The sequence below is a fragment of the Desulfosarcina variabilis str. Montpellier genome, from assembly GCF_048565275.1.
In the GTDB taxonomy this organism is placed as follows: Bacteria; Desulfobacterota; Desulfobacteria; order Desulfobacterales; family Desulfosarcinaceae; genus Desulfosarcina; species Desulfosarcina variabilis.
The window spans coordinates 3,291,509-3,308,626 of record NZ_CP159846.1; the positions used below are offsets into that span (position 1 = coordinate 3,291,509).

A 17,118-nucleotide genomic window follows, 5' to 3' on the forward strand; every position below is an offset into this window, starting at 1 on the left:
AAGCTCGCTCATCGCCCGTTTAGGTGACTATATCCTTTTGGAAAGTTCGTCTGGGTATTCGGGCAATCTGCATGCTTACTTTTTCCGGCTTCGCCCATCGGTGGGCGGGGGGGAGATCTTTAACGTCCTGATTTTTCGATAAAGCGTACTATCATCGATCCCCAGGTCCTTTGCCGCGAGTCTGCGGTTGCCGCTATGACGGGCCAGCGCCTCCTCGATCATCAGCCTTTCCATGGCCTTGAGTGTTCTCGTCTCCGTGAAGTCAGCCCTTTTTCGGTCACTTTCCATGCAAAACTCCGGCGGCAGGTGGTGTATCTCAATCAGGCCGCTGTGACAAAGCGCAAACCCATGCTCGATGATGTTTTCCAACTCTCTGACATTGCCTGGATAATGGTGCGCCATCAATCGCAGCATCACCGCTTGCGATACCCCGGCGATATCCTTGTTCTTGAGCCGGTTGAATTTGCCCACCATGTGATCGACGAGCAATGGAATATCCATGCGCCGTTGCTGAAGGTCGGGCAGTTTTAATTCAACCACCCGAATGCGATAGAATAAATCCTTACGGAACTTTTTTTCGCGTACAAGCGTCTCTAAATCTTGATTGGCGGCGGCCACCACGCGTACATCCACCGCGACAGGGTGAACGGCGCCCAAGGGTTCGATCCGTTTTTCCTGCAGCACCCGCAACAGCCGAACCTGCATCGCCGGTGAGATGTCGCCGATTTCATCCAGCAAAATACTGCCGCCTTGGGCCAGGGCAAACCGCCCCGGCTTGTTTTTCCGGGCACCGGTAAAGGCTCCGGCCCGGTAACCAAAAAGCTCGGACTCCAGCAGCGTGTCCGGTAATGCACCGCAGTTAACAGCGATAAATGGTTTTTTTTTGCGGTCGGACAGGTTGTGGATGGCCCGCGCGAAAAGCTCTTTACCGGTTCCGCTGGCGCCGGAAATCAACACGGTGCTGTCGCTTTCGGCAATCTGGGGCATCATTTGGAAAAGGTCCCTCATGACCGGCGTTCGACCGATGATGTCCTCGAATGTATAGTTCGCTTCCAACGCTTTCCGAAGTTGTTCGACCTGGGTCAGATCCTGAAAGGTCTCTACCCCGCCGACCACCGTGCCATCTTTCTCTTTCAGGGGGGCCGTGGACAGGCGGATGGGAATCTGGTTGCCGGATTGGGTGACAATGCGGGTCATTACGTTTACCATCGGCTTGCCGGTGGCAAGGGTCTGTTTCATCGGGCAGGCCGTTTCACAGATGCTGGTCCGAAAGACCTCACCACAAGGCCGGCCGATCGCATCCATGCTTCGAACCCGGGTAATCTTTTCGGCCGCCCGATTGAAGGAAGTAATTCGCCAGTTCAAGTCGACGGTAAAAACGCCTTCATTGATTGAATTCAGGATGGTATCCTGGTGCCTTTTGACAATCTTTGAAGCCAAGGCCGCACCCTCACGAAAAGAATTGCATTTTACAAGGGTTTACTACTTCTAATAATGCAATTTGCATGGTTCAAATGCAAATAAATAATTTGTTTTTGTAAAATCACCTGATTTTAAAGGGTATCTTGTGCGCCTTGGAATTGGCCGGAATATTGCTGTGTTATTTTATCATGAGAATCGCAATTTCCCATCAGCAGGGCCGCATTTCGCCGGTGTTCGATGTGGCTGCGCGCATTTTACTGGTAGATATTCACAACGGCCGGACCGTGCGCCGGAATGAGAGAGCGTTGGATCAAATGGATTCTCTGGCCCGGGCCAGGCAAGTGTCGCAATTCGGAGTAGAGTTATTGATCTGCGGTGCCATCTCCTGGCCTTTGGAAAATGCGCTCTCATCCATGGGCGTGCAGGTGGCCGCATGCATTTGCGGTCCGGTAAATGAGGTTATCAAGGCATATGTGAACGACAAACTTGGCGACCCGGCATTCATCATGCCTGGATGTTTGGACAGACAACAACGCTTAACAACCAAAAAGGAAGGCTCCGTGAATAAACCCAACATCAATTATGATACTCTTGTTCGCATCACCAAGGCAATCTCTACCATCCAAGATCCGGAGGAGATCGTGCTGATCACCGTTGAAGGGGTCACCCACGCGCTCAACGTCAAGGGGTGTGCCCTGTTTCTGTTCAGTGAAAAAAGCGATGAACTCAAGCTGGCCGGTTATTATGGGCTGAGCGATGAATATGTCGACAAGGGGCCGGTCAGTGCCATCCACTCCATCGCCTCGTCGCTTCAGGATAGACAACCGGTGGCTATTTTTGATGTCAGCGATGATCCGCGCATCCAGTACCCTGAGGCGGCTATCAGAGAGGGGATCGCTTCAATTCTTTCCTCTCCCATCATCATCGGAGACCGACTTTTGGGCTGCCTGCGCGTATACACGGCCGAGCCGTGGGAATTTACGCTGAGCGATGTGAATTTCGTTCAGGCCGTTGCCCAGTTGGTCGGCATGGGAATAGAGATGTGCCGGGTCAACCAGGGGTTGCGGGAAAGTATCGATGTTCTGGAAATGATGCAGGATTCGACTGCTTCCCGAATAGCTGTCCTCTGACATCAAATCGTTCCGAGGAAAATCAAGAAGTCGAGCTTATGGACGACTATGAGTAAATCAATGCATGAAAACGCTGGCCGGGTGTGTGGACGTGACAACACTCATTGCTCCCGGCTTAATGGGTAACGTATGGCGGTTCTGTCTATATTCAAACATGCGCTGATGATCAGCTTTTTCGTCTTTGTCATGATGCTGCTGGTCGATTTTATCGATACGGCCAGCCGCAAACAAATGTCGGATCTCATTAAAGGTGGACAGTGGCGGCAATATTTTCTGGCCTCTTTCCTCGGATCTACCCCCGGTTGCCTGGGAGCTTTCATGAACGTAAGCCTATACGTACACGGCATGATCAGTTTCGGGGCCATTGTCGGTGGAATGATCGCGACTTCCGGCGATGAAGCGTTTGTGATGCTGACACAGTTCCCGGGCGTGGCGCTGGCGCTTTTTGGTTTGTTGTTTGTTGCGGGACTCCTTTGTGCCTGGATCAGCGATAAATTCATAACGCGTATGGGGATGATTCCTTGTGAATCTTGCCTGGAAGCGCATTGTGAGCACTGCATATCCAGCGGGGACGAGGCTGAGCGGATTGCGGACATTTTTCGGTTAACCAACCTTTTTGAAAATTTTCGCTCGCTTTCGTTTACCCGTTTTCTTCTGCTGGTACTGATTGCTTCGTTTCTGGTCCTTGTCGCCTTGGGGATTATCGGGCCATCGGTCTGGAGCTGGAAGCGGATTACGTTTATCGTTCTTTGCCTGGGTTCACTGTATATCGCCATCATCGTTTCCGAGCACTATCTGCATGACCACATCTGGGATCACATCATTAAACGGCACCTTTTTCAGATCTTCCTGTGGAGTTTCGGCGCCTTGCTCTTTGTGCATATGGGGCTGGCCTATTGGAATCTGGAGGCCTTCATTCATGCGCATATGCTATGGATTTTGGTCATCGGGGCGATCCTTGGGATTGTACCTGAATTCGGACCGCATCTGATTTTTGTAATGATGTATGCTCAGGGCTTGATTCCGTTTTCCGTATTGTTCACCGCTTCCTTTGTCCAGGACGGCCATGGCATGCTGCCCCTGCTTTCCTACAGCATCAAGGATTCTTTATTGATCAAGGCGTTTAATCTTGTTTTTGGGTTGACCATTGGGGGAGGGCTACTTGCTCTGGGATTCTGAAAGATAAGGATCCGAAATGAAGTCATCTGGGCCAACGCTCGATCGACCCCCAATTCCATCGATCGAAAGAAAGGAGAAACGGGCAATGCAAAATGAACCAAAAAAATGGGTATGCGCCCACTGTGGGCACACGTCTTCGGGTAAATTCTCCGGTGATATCTGTCCCAAATGTGGTTTGACCTATTGGAAATGCGGTGCATGCGGATTTCTCATCACCTCAGCAACGCCCCCGGATGTGTGTCCGGAGTGTAACACCAAATGCGACTTTGTAAATGTCACTTGCTATCTACCCGAATGCGGTGGGCCGGGAAATGTAGATCCGCGTCTCTGAAGGTACAGAAGAAAATAAGGAGTTATCCATGATTATCAGTATCGCAAGTGGAAAAGGGGGGACAGGGAAGACGACCTTTTCAGTAAACCTGGCCCATGCACTGGCCGATCGCAACGATGCTGTCCGGCTCCTTGATTGTGATGTCGAAGAACCCAATGGTCATCTATTCATTCAGCCGAAATTCAGTGAGCAATTTCCCGTAAAGGTCATGAAACCGGCTTGGAATGAGCAATTATGCAATGGCTGTGGCGAGTGTGCCAAGGCATGTCATTTCAATGCCATCGCCGTTGTGAAAGACAACGTGCTGATTTTCAACGAGCTTTGTCATGCCTGCGGGGTATGTGCGTATGTTTGCCCGGAAAAAGCGCTGGTTGAAAGCCCTGTCGAAATCGGTCAGGTTCAGGCGGCGCCGGAACATCAGCCATTTTTTTTCGCTCACGGGATCCTGAACGTTGGCGAGGCCATGGCCCCGGCCGTTATTCAACATGTCAAAAAACATATCGAACAAAATTCCATCAATATCGTGGATGCTGCTCCGGGCACGTCATGCCCCGTAGTGGAAACCGTTAGCGGTTCAGACGTGACGGTGCTGGTAACGGAACCGACCCCTTTCGGCCTTAACGATCTCAAACTGGCCGTGGGGCTGGCCCTCAAGGAGAAGGTGCCGACGGGCATCGTGGTCAACTGCTCCGATGGGAGAGACGATATCATCACCGAATATGCCGACCGCGTGGGGGTTCCGGTTCTTGGACGGATTCCCTACAAGCGTGAATACGCCGAGGCCTATTCCAGTGGACAGATTCTTGTCGACCGCTTTCCCGAATTGAAGGCCACCCTTTTAAAAATATTCGACGGCATTGCTGCTTTGGTGGGAAAGGCGCCTCCACCACCTCCCAGGGACGAATCTTTGGCGGTGCAAGGGGCATCGGCCGGCACATTTGTTACCGGTGATGCAACGCAATACAAGGAAATCGCGATTATCAGTGGCAAGGGGGGGAGCGGTAAAACGACGGTGGTCGCCGCATTGGCCATGCTCGCCGAAAACAGTGTGCTGGCGGACAATGACGTTGATGCCGCCGATCTGCACCTGCTGCTCAAGCCAACCGTATTGGAGGCGCATGATTTTGTGGGCGGGGAAAAAGCGATGATCGATGCGCAGGCTTGCATCGGCTGTGGCGCATGTGCAGAAAACTGCCATTTTGGTGCCATTGGTTGTGACGAAGAAACGGGAATCTGCCAGATCGACGAACTGGCCTGCGAGGGGTGCGGCATGTGTCAATATGTCTGCGAGGTTGACGCCGTCACCACCCGGCCCAATGTGGTAGGGCAATGGTATGTGTCGAATACCCACTGGGGCCCCATGGTGCATGCCCGGTTGGCCATTGCCGAAGAAAATTCAGGGCGTCTGGTCACCCAGGTGCGTGGTGTCGCAGCCGAAATCGCCAAAAAACACAAGAAAAGCCAGATCCTTTGTGACGGCCCGCCTGGAAGCGGGTGCCCGGTTATCGCTGCGGTGAGCGGGGCGGACCGGGTATTGATCGTCACCGAGCCGACGGTTTCCGGTGTCCACGATATGCAGCGCGTGCTTGACCTTAGCCACCACTTTGGAATTCCAGTACTGATTGTCATCAACAAAGCCGATTTGAATATCGAGCAGTCCGAGCGAATCGAGTCCATTGCAAGGGAGAAGAAGTCGCGTGTGATTGCAAAAATCCCTTATGACCGCAATGTGAACGATGCGCTCATCGCCGGTAAGACAGTGATTGAGCACGGCAAGGGGCCGGCTTTCGAGGCATTGCGTCAGATTTGGCAAGTGTTGAAAAAAGAACTTTGATGAAGATGCGATATCCTTACCAGCTTGATCGAACCAGAATTTGTCACCTACATGTAAAAAGGGTGATCGATAAATGGATCAACCAGAGATGCGTTCAACCATCTTTCTTCACTAAGGATGGAAACGTTTTTGTTCCAAGCATGGATCGAACTTTACAGCAATGAAAAAGGGTCAGTATGACATATGGCCTTTTCTACAGAATCTTATTCTGAGGAGGCATTATGAAGATCGCGATCTCGTCCAAAGGAACCGATTTGGATGCGCAGGTAGACCCACAATTCGGGCGGTGCCAATATTTTATCATCGTCGACGCCGCAACCGAGGCATTTGAAGTCGTGGATAACAAGGCCGCTACACTAAGCGGTGGGGCCGGCATCCAGGCCGCTCAGACTGTGCAAAAGGTGGGTTCATGAAAAAAGCCATGCTTTATGAAGCCGGGACCGATGCTACGCTGCATTGCAACCTTTGCAATCATGGATGCCGAATCCGCGAGGGAAAACGCGGAATTTGCAGGGTTAGGGAAAATCGGCAAGGCGTGCTCTATTCCCTCGTCTACGGGAAGATAATCGCCGAACACATCGATCCCATCGAAAAAAAACCGTTTTTCAACTTTTTTCCAGGCTCAAAGGCCTATTCCATCGGCACGGCGGGGTGCAATTTCCGCTGTAAGCATTGCCAGAACTACGACATTTCTCAATATCCTCAGGCGCATGCGGGCAAGATCATCGGCGAAAATCGGACGCCCGAACAGATCGTTGAAAGGGCCAAAGCGTCCGGCTGCAAAACCATCGCGTACACGTATACCGAGCCCACCATATTTTACGAATTCGCCTACGATACGGCGGTTCTGGCCCATCGGGAAGGTCTTAAAAACGTCTTTGTGAGCAATGGTTATATGAGCGCCGATGCCGCACGTGAGATTGCCCCGCATCTGGATGCCATCAACATCGACTTAAAGGCGTTTACGAAAAAATTCTACAAGGAAATCTGCGGTGCCCGCCTCGCGCCGGTGCTGGAAACCATTCAGCGCATGAAAACCCTGGCTGTGTGGGTGGAAGTGACAACGCTCATTATCCCCGGTTTGAATGATGATGAAATGGAACTTAGGGATATGGCCCGTTTTGTGAAAAGCGTCGGCTGTGAAGTGCCGTGGCACGTGACCGCGTTTTACCCCACCTACAAGCTGACCGACCGGCCACCGACGCCTGCGGCCACGCTGCAACGTGCGCGTGAAATCGGTTTAGCGGAAGGGCTTCGTTATGTATACGAAGGCAACGTTCCCGCTGAAGCGGGTGAGAACACTTTCTGCTATGGATGTGGGGCCGTAGTCATTGAGCGCTCCGGTTTCAGTTTCATCCATAATCGGCTGCAGGATGGAAAATGTTCCCAGTGTGGGATGCCAATCGACGGTGTGGGGCTGTAATCCCCAAAAGATTGCTTGACTCTCTCTATCGGCACTCAAGGAGTTCACCATGTCCAAATTTTCCTTGGAAGTTTTGGAGCGGCGTGTGTTTCCATTTATTGAAACGGAAGACCCGGATGTTATTCTAGGGTCTGTTTTCGGTGAAGATGTTGCGTTAACGCGAGTTGGCGGTGATGTCCTGGTCTCCCATGTAGACCCGATCGTTGGTGCTATTGGCAACATCGGCTGGTTGGCTGTCCACGTAGCCTGTAACGACGTCGCCACCAGCGGAGCCCCTCCTCGCTGGATACTGGTGTTGGTTTTGGTTCCGACATCAGGTGACGTGGATCTGCTGGAGCAGATCATGCGTGATGCGAATCGCGCAGCCAAAGAGATTGGCGTTTCCATTATCGGCGGTCACACTGGCTATACGTCTGGAATATCCAGGCCATTGGTCGCTGTCACTGCATTGGGATGTGCATCAGGTCGTAAGCTGGTACGGACCAGCGGAGCCAAAATCGGTGACCATGTGCTGGTTACCAAGGGCATTGCCCTGGAAGGAACGGCCATTCTGGCTCAGGATTTTAGCGATGTAGCGCTAAAATTGGGGTTAAGCGAAAGGGACATAGAAAACGCGCGCAACTTGCTGGGCGATGTGAGCGTTGTTCCAGAGGCCTTAGCACTTGCTGAATTGGGGGCAACGGCTATGCATGACGTGACCCGTGGCGGACTTTTGGAAACCTTGTTGGAGATTGCCCATTTATCAGGAGTCGGTATGATGATCGATGCTTCCCGACTGCCAATCCACCCTTTGGTTGCTCGCTTCGCTGAGACCTTTCAATTCGACCCACTTCGGATGATTTCTTCCGGGACCTTGGCGACTACGGTTCCACCCGATAGAGTAAAAGCGGTGAGGAACGCGTTGACAAAGATTGGGGTGCGTTTATCCGATGTGGGCCACATTTCTGATGGAACTGGTGTGCATCTCTTGGGCAACGAAGAAACCACGCACTACCGCAAAATTCGGTGCGAAGAAGACGAATTGGCCCGTATGTGGACCCTCTACCCCCGTAACGGGTATTCAGCAAATGGATGAAAAATTTGACGGTGATTCAATTGGTTAAGGGGTAGTTAACCAAACCTATAGGAGAGAAAAATGGCCAATGAAAAGTGCGTATCGATAACCGTCAGGAAAGGAATATGGGATGCGCTAAATGAGATCGGTTCAAAGAAAAAAAATGATACGTTAGACCTTATTGAAGAAATTTTGATCGATTACATAGTCAATAACATGAACGACTACCGCAGATTTCCAGATTTGATTGATGACGATGACCAAATCAAACCACGACCGGCCTGTTAGCTTCTAAATATCGTTATACCAGCGTTCTAAAAAACCTGTTGCCGATGCTCTGCTCTTATTTACCCACTTTTAGAGTTGACAGATTCTGAATCAAATGTTATGCATCAAGTGATGTGCAACAAATGAAACCTTACAGTCTATGAAGAACTGGATTTACTACATGCCGCCAAAATTCAAATTTACTAAAGATGAAATCATAGATACGGCCCTCAACCTCATCAGGTCCAAGAGCTGGAGTGCCTTGACGACTAGGACCCTGGCAGAGCATCTCGGATCTTCGGCAAGACCCATATACTCTTATTTCAAATCAATGGAAGCTCTCGACGAGGCAGTTGTTCAAAAAGGAGTTTCCCTTTTGCACACCCACATGGTTCGTAAAAGAACCGGAGACCCCTGGCAGGATCATGGCATTGGGTACGTAATGTTCGCACAGGAGGAGAAAAATCTTTTCAAGGGGCTCAATGACGAAAAACGTATCCGATACTTCAAATATTTTGGTGACGTCATCTGGGAGAAGCTGACTGCATCGCTTGCGGACTACCCGCCCTTTAAAGGGTTGTCTTCAGAGCAGGTCTATCAGATACAGTTAACACGCTGGCTCTATGCTCAGGGCTTGGCCTTTCAAGTCTGCAATCAACCGGCGGGAACGTGGGACGATGAAAAGATCATTTTCATGATGCGGCAGGGCAGCACCGCCATATACGAAGGGCTGAAAAAGGCGTTCACGTTAGCCTAAAACTGTAATCGCCAATTTCTACGGAGGAACCTATGACCGAGAGAGATCCCCGAAAAATGGCACTCCAAATAGCCGGCGTGAGGGCAGGCGAAAACCAGCTTCCTGAAAACGAAAGGGTGTTTGAAGACCCTTATGCCCAATATTTCTTCCCCGAAAATATTCGTGAACAGTTCAAGTGTTCAGCATCAGTGAAGGCGGAACGCGCTAAATACGAACAGCTCATGCCCGGTATAAACGGTGCAATTGTTGCGCGCATCCGTTATATTGACGAATGTTTGGCCAAGAGTTTGCGGGAAGGGCTAACTCAGATGGTAATCATTGGCGCAGGTTATGACACTAGGGCATATCGAATAAAAGGGGTACGTGACGCGCTAAAGGTTTTTGAAGTGGATCATCCCGAAACGCAGGCATTTAAGAAAGCCACCATACAGTCCATATTTGGGGAACTTCCCAAACACGTGGCTTATGTTCCGGTTGTGTTCGGTCAGGATCGTCTCGACCAAAAGCTGATTGGGCAGGGATATAACAAGGAATTGAAAACCCTATTTATTGTCGAGGGGTTGATCATGTATATTCCACCTCCGGCGGTAGACCTCCTGTTATCATTCATTGCTCATGTATCCGGCGCCGGTAGCGCCTTGGTCGGCGATTATTTCGATATCTCGGTAATTGACGGAACCTGCCCTCGACAGGAAGCCCAAGTCTTGAGGAAATTTGTGGAAGCCGAAGGCACTCCTCTTCAGTTCGGTCTTCTGGAACAAGAGGTTGAAGCCTTCTTCATCGACAGGGGATTCTCGAACGTAATTTGCACATCGACAGCATCATGTAAGGAGAAGTATTTCAGGGGAGCCAGCCGAGATAGGACCGTCTCCCCCATACTCAACTTCGTTCATGCAACGGTTGCTGACCGATAGCCTCCCTATAAACCTTATTAAGATGGGTTTTATCTTGGATTTCGCTCTTTAAAATTTGCGTTTTTCTTTTTTCAACCTCCTGTTATCCATTTTTTTCTACTGGCCGAACATTGTCCCAGCTTGAATCGGTAAGGTGTTGGTAGTCATAGTAGTATAACGGAACGTTTAGAATAGACAGAATATCTTTTTGATGATCATTGAGATCGGAAACAAAGCCATCGTTCTTACCATCAGGCAGCTTAATTACTCCTTGGACAATATCTTCGAACTCTTTCAGTATGAACTCGCTGCGAGGATTTCGGACATCTTTTCTGTTGGGCATAAATCCGTCCAGGCCTCGGTCTCGATTGGCGATCTTTTCAGCATTTGCCGCGGGTCTGCCGCGTTTGCTGTTTTTATAAGTAGTAACCGGATTGTTGATCACGGTATAGGTGAAAAATGATTCTGTTTTGTTTTTCCTCAAGATGGCTGCGCAAGCAGCATCTATTTGCTCTTGGCTTTTCAGTTTGTAACGGTTGAGTTTGCCGGAAAGCTCTTTAAAATCATTGCGTGTCCGCTGGACACGGTTTTGCAACGCCTTTTGTTTTTGTTTGCGAAGACCATGGTCGAACAGGATGATCATGCGCAGCGGGTAGTTATTATCTTCATATCTGCCGCGTCAACCCGCTCGAAGACATCCCGCCATTACCCGAAAGCATTTGTTATTCGATATGGCAATTTATCCGTCCGTAGTGATGCTGGCCCGCTGCGGGATGCGGATCAACGAACCGTTACGGCTTTGCCGGCATCATTACCGACCCGATGAAGGCAGTGTTTATATTGAAAGGACCAAGTTCAGAAAAGACCGCCTGATACCCCTTCCTCAATCCGTCCTGGTTGAACTAAAAAACTACCTTTCTGTACGCGAGGCCTTCCGCGCTGGTGATGAGAACCCATATTTGTTGGCGGGAAGAAAAAATCGGCCATTGAGCGACAACCATGTCCGTTCCGTCTTTCACCAGACCATTGAAGCGATAGGTATCCACCACCCCGGGAGAACGATGGGCAATTTAACCTTTATATGTATCCGCAAAGGTCAGCATCGATGGATAAAATCATCTTCATTCCTCAGAAACGAACCCAGCGGCAGCTGATCGGTTTTTTATACCCGGAGGAAATAAACCAAGTCCTCAACACGGTAAATATCAATACGGCGATTGGCTTTCGTTACTACACCATTTTGCATTTGTTGTACGAATCCGGTGCCCGTGCAAGTGATATCGCACAGTTGAATCTCGATTACCTCAACCCATAACAGAAAACTCTCGCCATTTTGGGCAAAGGCAATCGCTTCCGCCTGATCAACTTGTCTCCAACAATGGTTAAGATGATCAAGGCATACGTGTATAATTACCGCCGCCAGCCAAAACCAACCTGCGCGAAGCGGCTGTTTATCAGTCAGCACGGCAGGGTGTTGACATGTCATGGCATCTGTCTTCTTTGCAAAAAATACCTGCGGTTGGCATTATCGGAAAAACGGATGGAGGTTCTCAATCCGGTTCACAGTTGTCGTCATTCCTGCGCAATCAGCATGCTGGCCTCCGGTTGTTCGGTAACCGATATAAAAAACTATTTGGGACACGAAGATGTCCAATCCAGCATGGTTTATCTGCAAATGGATCTTCCGCAACGAAGAAAAATCCAGAAGCGGTTCAACGAATATACCCAGGCCTTATTGAGCCGCAATGCACAAATAGAAGCGTTGATCGACAAACAGGAAGAAGACGAGATCATGAAATGGCTGGATAGTCTCTGAATCCGGCGGGAACCTGTTTGCCGGACACAAAAAGGTGGCTTTAAAGGAAGTTTATTATGTTACCAACTTGAAAAAAATGGGTGCGCTGAAGGTCGTTATATCATTGATATATTTATGAAAAGTATGATTTATATCGCGTGGTAAAATATTTATAATGATAACGGGCGGATAGAATAATTGGCAATATAAGTATTGAAATCTGCCGTTTCGGGCAGGTTGAAAATCTACAGTTTAGGTTTGAAAACCTGTCATTTTAAAGGCGAATATTTTTTGTGATAAACTTTGTAAATATTTACGGTTAGACATTCCGACCAAAATAGGTAGTGATGCTTGGAATTAGCGCCTCCTAAATTTTCCATACACAACTATTGACTATAACTCTGGATTGCCTCTATCATAAAATTTGATTTATCAATAGATTCATGTATTACAAAAATTTTTTTTGCTTTTTGAACTCCCCGCAATACGCAGAATACGAATAAATAAAAAATCAGCACTTAAGGTCATTTTTTATTTGACTTAGGACCAATATACAAGAAGCGGCACTTCGTGCCGAGTAAAAATACCAACTGATTCCCATCCAGAATTCGCTAATGTCCGAAATAGCGGAGTTCGGAACTGAAATACCCACCGTACTGTCATTACTGGTGACGACGGGTATGCTTATTTTATCAATAATATATCGACTCCCTGAATTTTTGGTCCACTTTAGGCAACCTCAAGCCGATCGGACATTTTGTCATAAAAAAAGTCAAAGGAGGTGTGATATGAAATCCAGAAGCGTCAAGGAGATGATGGTGCCATTGGCCGAGTATGCATCGGTTCAGGAAACTGCAACATTGCTAGACGCGGTCAAGGCCTTAAGAAAGGCCCAGGCGGCATTTGACCAACAGCGCCACCGTCATCGAGCCATCCTGGTAATCGATGAGGCCAACCATATTATTGGCAAATTGAGCCAGCATGATGTTATTGAAGCTCTCGAGCCGAATTACAAAGAGATGAGAAATCAAACTGAAGAGGGATCCATGCACCGCTTAGGACTGAGCGATGCATTTTTTAAAAAAACGCTGGAACAGTATCATTTATGGGAAAAGGCCCTTGAGGGACTGTGCTGCAAAGCCGCTGATCTCAAAGTCAAAAAAATGATGTATACGCCTGTAAAAGGAGAATTTGTAAAGGAAAGCGCCACCATGGATGAAGCCATTCATCGGCTGATCATCGGTCGCCACCATTCTCTCTTGGTGACCACCGACCGTGATCCCAGCGAAATTGTTGGCATCCTCCGTCTAAGTGATGTATTTGAATTTGTAGGCGATTCCGTGCTGGAGTGTGAGCTACCCTCTGACGCAGCATAAATTCCATATAGCTGACGTCATTCATATTGTCTGGATTTTGCTTATGGATTCTTTGTCGCTAATCACACTATATCTTGGCATTTTGATGCTAAGCGGTTTGTTTTCTGGTTTAATTGCCTCCCGTTTAGGGCTCCCCAGAGTTGCGGCATATGTTATTGCCGGAATGATCTTCTCACCTGATTTATTAGGAAGTACACTCAATTTAAAGGTAGGCCATTGGGCAGAGCCGCTTGCTACTGTAGCGTTGGGGATTATCGCTTACCTGATTGGGGGGTCGATAACGGCAAAGCAAATTCAGCAAATGGGTAAGACCGTATTAGGAACAGCGCTGAGCGAATCATTCGGAGCTGTTCTGTTTGTTTTTTGTTCCATGATGCTGTTAGCTTCTGATAAGGCTGGCATTACAACATTTCAAATGGCATTGGCTTTTGCTGCCATCGCTGCCTCAACTGCACCGGCTGGTACCATAGCCGTGTTGCACCAGTATCGTGCGTCCGGCCCTGTTTCGTCTGTTCTGCTGGGAGTGGTAGCGCTGGACGATGCCTTAGGCATTGTCGTCTTTTCTTTAGTACTTGTTGTGATTACAGGCGAAACGTTAAGTGCGAAACTGGGTTTGGCAGCGCTCGAAATCTGCGGAGCATTGGTGTTGGGAGCCTTTGCCGGTTGGGGACTTAAAGAATTGGCGAGTCGCATCCATAAACGTGAAATGCGCCTGCCCCTGGTCTTCGGAGCTATCCTGTTTTCAGTCGGATTGGCCGAGATATGGCGACTATCCCCGTTGTTGACCGCAATGGCCATGGGATTTTCGTCACGATACTTTTTGGGCTTTTCTGGTGATCAATTGGTTGAGCCGATTGAATTTCTCGAAGAACTGGTATTCATCATTTTTTTTACCTTGGGCGGCGCTCATTTCGAAATTAATGTGTTTTTTCAACACATGGACCTGATCGGGATCTATTTTATCGCGCGGATCATAGGGAAATATGTTGGCGCCTCCCTCGGTGCTATGATTTCCGGCGCTTCCCCACCGGTAATACGCTGGTTGGGTTTAGGGCTGGTGCCACAAGCCGGTGTTGCTATTGGTCTGGTTTTGACATTAGGCCATAAACCGGCATTTCATGATGTTGCCACTATGATGGTCAATGTTATTTTAGCAACCACGTTACTTTTCGAATTAGTGGGGCCTCTGGCTGCATACTTTGCATTAAGGGGGGCTGGCGAACTTGGCGTTAAGCGGAAAAGGAGAAAGTTTTGAAGGTAGCAGAATGGCTGAAGCGCCATCCAAGTACGGCAATAACCGTTCCTCCTGACTGTCCATTGGAGACGGTGATGGACCGAGTGCTGGCCGAGAGATGTTTGCGAGACATTTATGTTGTATCAAGAGAAGGGAAGTTAATTGGGCACCTTTCCTATCAAAAGCTTATTCATTTTGTCTTGGCCAAGCACCGGGCCGTCCATACCAGGCGTCAACTTATGCAGCGGGTCGCGGCGGAGGTGTCAGAAGATCTAATGAACGCACAAGTTGTTTATGCTAAGCCTGATGAAGAGGTGGATAATGTTATAGATCGACAGCTTGAACACGGTATTGATGACATGCCGGTTATCGATGATCAAGGGGTGATGTTGGGCGTAATAAACATTCATATTACTATAAAAGAATTTAGAAAGAACTCAAAGATGATTATCGAATGAAACAATCGAGAAAGCGTGGATTTGTATAACGGGCGGCCAGGTATTAATCTCTTTTTTTTGCAGTGTCGTCTGACAGCACCTCACTAACTGTTCGATCGCAAACACAGAGAAGCACCGGATCAACTATAACACGGAAGATAAGGAGAGATGGATATTCACGCCTGGATCGCCATCGCTACGCTGGTCGTGGCTATGGTGCTCTTCATCAGTAAGCTGATCCCCCTCGAAGCCACCGCACTCTCGATTCCCGTTGTGCTAGCGGTCACCGGGACCGTCAGCCCGGCCGAGGCAGCACTCCGCGGGTTCGGCAACAATGCGGTGATCGCCCTGGGAGGGATTTTTGTGCTCTCGGCTGGCCTAAAAGAAAGCGGTGTCGCAACGTTGATGGGGCGAATGCTCGAGCGATTCGGTGGCAAAAAAGAGCGGAGTTTGGTTCTTATGATCATGGTCACCACCTGCGTCCTGTCGGCGATCATGTCGAACGCTGCCACCGTTGCGGTTTTCCTACCGGCGGTTCTGGTGCTCTCACGCAGAGCAAAGATTTGCCCCTCTCGATTGATGATGCCCCTCGGATATGCGGCGATTCTCGGCGGCACCCTCACCCTAATCTCAACTACTCCAAACCTTATCCTCGGCAGTGAGCTCGAGCGACTCAGCGGGGGCGTTCGGAAGCTCGGGATGTTCGAGTTCGCCATTGTGGGGATTCCCATCTCGGTCGTAGGCATCGCTTACATGGCACTAATCGGGATTAGATTGATCAGCCGGCGTGAGTCTGACCACACGGCGAAGAGGGAAAATTTCAGGGACCGAATGTTAATGCATTACCATCCCAAAAAGAGGCTCTATAAGCTGACCGTTGCATCGGGGTCCAAGCTGGCCGACAACACGATTGCTCAGGTAGGCCTCGGAAAACGATATCAGATCGAGGTGGTCCAGGTCAGTCGCACAAAGGGCTTTTGGCATCAATTTATAGACGTCCAGCCAGATCTGATGATTAAAACTGGTGATGTTCTCTTCATAGAGGGGAAGGATGAAAACGCACAAGAACTATCCAAGGCACACTCAATTCCCATCGAAATCGCCACAGAGGACGAGGAAGATCAGCTATTGGGGCGCGGTATCAATTTTGCTGAGGTCTCCATCTCGCCCCACTCCGCCTTCCTCAATCGGACCCTGATTGACCTCAGCTTTCGCGGCGTTTTCGGGCTATCGGTCCTCGCCATCTGGAGAGGAGGCGAACTAATCGAAAAGGACGTTGGAGCGACCCCGCTGAAGATAGGAGATGCGCTGCTTGTGTACGGACCTACCCGAAACATCCGAAAAATAGAGGAGAACGATGATCTATTTCTCTTGGATCGGCAACGATCCGAGGAGGATGTCCGGCATGCACCGATCGCATTGCTGCTTCTGGCTGCGGCGCTCCTACCCCCGGTTCTCGGATGGTGCCCACTTGCGGTTAGTGCCCTTGCCAGTGCGCTCCTGATGGTGGCGACCGGCTGCGTGTCGCTTCGAGGCGCTCAAAAAGCAATCGATCTACGTATCCTTTTTTTAATCATAGGTACGGTTCCTCTTGGCGACGCACTCTTCCAAACCGGCTTGGCAGGCAAATTGGCGGCGACTTTGTTCCCGGCGGAGATGAGTTTATGTAATTTCTATGTATTCGGCGCGCTGTTTGCCGTCTCTTCATTGCTTAGCACCACATCGAACAACGCAGCTGCAGCGGTTATCCTTTCGCCAGTCGCATACGCAGCAGCGGAATCGAGCGGCGTTGATGTCGGCATGGCGTTTCTCGCCGTAGCTTACGGTGCCAGCTGCGCATTCGTCCTCCCGTTCGCCCATCAGTGCAATCTAATGATAATGGGATCGGGCGGATATCAGACTAAAGACTTTGTCAAGGTGGGGACCGGTTTGTCGATCGTTATGGCGGTGACAACTGCCGTTCTTCTCGCTCTTTAGGGTGCTTTT

General features: G+C 49.6%; 19 protein-coding genes. 17 read left to right on the forward strand and 2 right to left on the reverse strand.

Annotated features, from left to right (window positions below):
• Positions 1-75 precede the first annotated feature (75 nt).
• A complete protein-coding gene (locus Dvar_RS14595; RefSeq protein ID WP_419662431.1) occupies positions 76-1,440 on the reverse strand; it encodes a sigma-54 interaction domain-containing protein in 1,365 nt (454 codons plus the stop codon).
• A 170-nt stretch (positions 1,441-1,610) separates the two neighbouring features.
• On the opposite strand from Dvar_RS14595, the gene Dvar_RS14600 reads away from it, so the two are divergent.
• The 10 genes from Dvar_RS14600 (at position 1,611) to Dvar_RS14645 (ending at position 10,311) form a co-directional block, all read left to right on the forward strand.
• The gene (locus tag Dvar_RS14600; protein ID WP_419662432.1) at positions 1,611-2,552 is read left to right on the forward strand and encodes a GAF domain-containing protein; all 942 of its coding nucleotides are present in this window, start codon (positions 1,611-1,613) and stop codon (positions 2,550-2,552) included.
• A gap of 129 nt (positions 2,553-2,681) precedes the next feature.
• Entirely contained in the window at positions 2,682-3,731 is a 1,050-nt protein-coding gene (locus Dvar_RS14605) for a putative manganese transporter (protein ID WP_419662433.1), read from the forward strand.
• An 85-nt stretch (positions 3,732-3,816) separates the two neighbouring features.
• Positions 3,817-4,062, forward strand: a complete 246-nt coding sequence (locus Dvar_RS14610; RefSeq protein ID WP_419662434.1) for a rubredoxin-like domain-containing protein — start codon at positions 3,817-3,819, stop codon at positions 4,060-4,062.
• Positions 4,063-4,090: 28 nt separating this feature from the next.
• Positions 4,091-5,896, forward strand: a complete 1,806-nt coding sequence (locus Dvar_RS14615) for a P-loop NTPase (protein WP_419662435.1) — start codon at positions 4,091-4,093, stop codon at positions 5,894-5,896.
• 221 nt (positions 5,897-6,117) lie between these two features.
• Positions 6,118-6,309 carry a NifB/NifX family molybdenum-iron cluster-binding protein gene (locus tag Dvar_RS14620; RefSeq protein WP_419662436.1) on the forward strand — a complete coding sequence of 64 codons (192 nt, stop codon included), beginning with the start codon at positions 6,118-6,120 and terminating at the stop codon, positions 6,307-6,309.
• The gene (gene amrS / locus Dvar_RS14625; protein WP_419662437.1) at positions 6,306-7,319 is read left to right on the forward strand and encodes an AmmeMemoRadiSam system radical SAM enzyme; all 1,014 of its coding nucleotides are present in this window, start codon (positions 6,306-6,308) and stop codon (positions 7,317-7,319) included. The genes Dvar_RS14620 and amrS overlap by 4 nt, the downstream gene beginning before the upstream one ends.
• A gap of 49 nt (positions 7,320-7,368) precedes the next feature.
• Positions 7,369-8,394 (forward strand): AIR synthase family protein, encoded by a 1,026-nt coding sequence (locus tag Dvar_RS14630; RefSeq protein WP_419662438.1) that lies wholly within the window; start codon positions 7,369-7,371, stop codon positions 8,392-8,394.
• Between the two features lie 60 nt (positions 8,395-8,454).
• On the forward strand, positions 8,455-8,661 hold the full coding sequence (locus tag Dvar_RS14635) for a hypothetical protein (RefSeq protein WP_419662439.1): 207 nt from the start codon (positions 8,455-8,457) through the stop codon (positions 8,659-8,661).
• Between the two features lie 139 nt (positions 8,662-8,800).
• Complete coding sequence (locus Dvar_RS14640) at positions 8,801-9,397, forward strand: TetR/AcrR family transcriptional regulator (protein ID WP_419662440.1); 597 nt, start codon at positions 8,801-8,803, stop codon at positions 9,395-9,397.
• Between the two features lie 32 nt (positions 9,398-9,429).
• Positions 9,430-10,311 (forward strand): SAM-dependent methyltransferase, encoded by an 882-nt coding sequence (locus Dvar_RS14645; RefSeq protein ID WP_419662441.1) that lies wholly within the window; start codon positions 9,430-9,432, stop codon positions 10,309-10,311.
• Between the two features lie 82 nt (positions 10,312-10,393).
• On the opposite strand, the gene Dvar_RS14650 is transcribed toward Dvar_RS14645, so the two are convergent.
• Positions 10,394-10,933 (reverse strand): hypothetical protein, encoded by a 540-nt coding sequence (locus Dvar_RS14650; protein WP_419662442.1) that lies wholly within the window; start codon positions 10,931-10,933, stop codon positions 10,394-10,396.
• 112 nt (positions 10,934-11,045) lie between these two features.
• Here Dvar_RS14650 and Dvar_RS14655 point away from each other — a divergent pair, with 112 nt between their 5' ends.
• The 7 genes from Dvar_RS14655 (at position 11,046) to Dvar_RS14685 (ending at position 17,109) form a co-directional block, all read left to right on the forward strand.
• Entirely contained in the window at positions 11,046-11,444 is a 399-nt protein-coding gene (locus Dvar_RS14655) for a tyrosine-type recombinase/integrase (protein ID WP_419664111.1), read from the forward strand.
• Positions 11,396-11,605: a hypothetical protein gene (locus Dvar_RS14660; RefSeq protein WP_419664261.1), complete on the forward strand. Its 210-nt coding sequence runs from the start codon at positions 11,396-11,398 to the stop codon at positions 11,603-11,605. Before Dvar_RS14655 ends, Dvar_RS14660 begins: the two co-directional genes overlap by 49 nt.
• Positions 11,606-11,623: 18 nt before the next feature.
• Positions 11,624-12,106, forward strand: a complete 483-nt coding sequence (locus Dvar_RS14665; RefSeq protein WP_419662443.1) for a tyrosine-type recombinase/integrase — start codon at positions 11,624-11,626, stop codon at positions 12,104-12,106.
• A 767-nt stretch (positions 12,107-12,873) separates the two neighbouring features.
• A complete protein-coding gene (locus tag Dvar_RS14670) occupies positions 12,874-13,461 on the forward strand; it encodes an HPP family protein (protein ID WP_419662444.1) in 588 nt (195 codons plus the stop codon).
• A 43-nt stretch (positions 13,462-13,504) separates the two neighbouring features.
• A complete protein-coding gene (locus tag Dvar_RS14675) occupies positions 13,505-14,716 on the forward strand; it encodes a cation:proton antiporter (RefSeq protein WP_419662445.1) in 1,212 nt (403 codons plus the stop codon).
• Positions 14,713-15,153 (forward strand): HPP family protein, encoded by a 441-nt coding sequence (locus tag Dvar_RS14680; protein WP_419662446.1) that lies wholly within the window; start codon positions 14,713-14,715, stop codon positions 15,151-15,153. The genes Dvar_RS14675 and Dvar_RS14680 overlap by 4 nt, the downstream gene beginning before the upstream one ends.
• 147 nt (positions 15,154-15,300) lie before the next feature.
• Positions 15,301-17,109: an SLC13 family permease gene (locus tag Dvar_RS14685; RefSeq protein ID WP_419662447.1), complete on the forward strand. Its 1,809-nt coding sequence runs from the start codon at positions 15,301-15,303 to the stop codon at positions 17,107-17,109.
• Positions 17,110-17,118 lie beyond the last annotated feature (9 nt).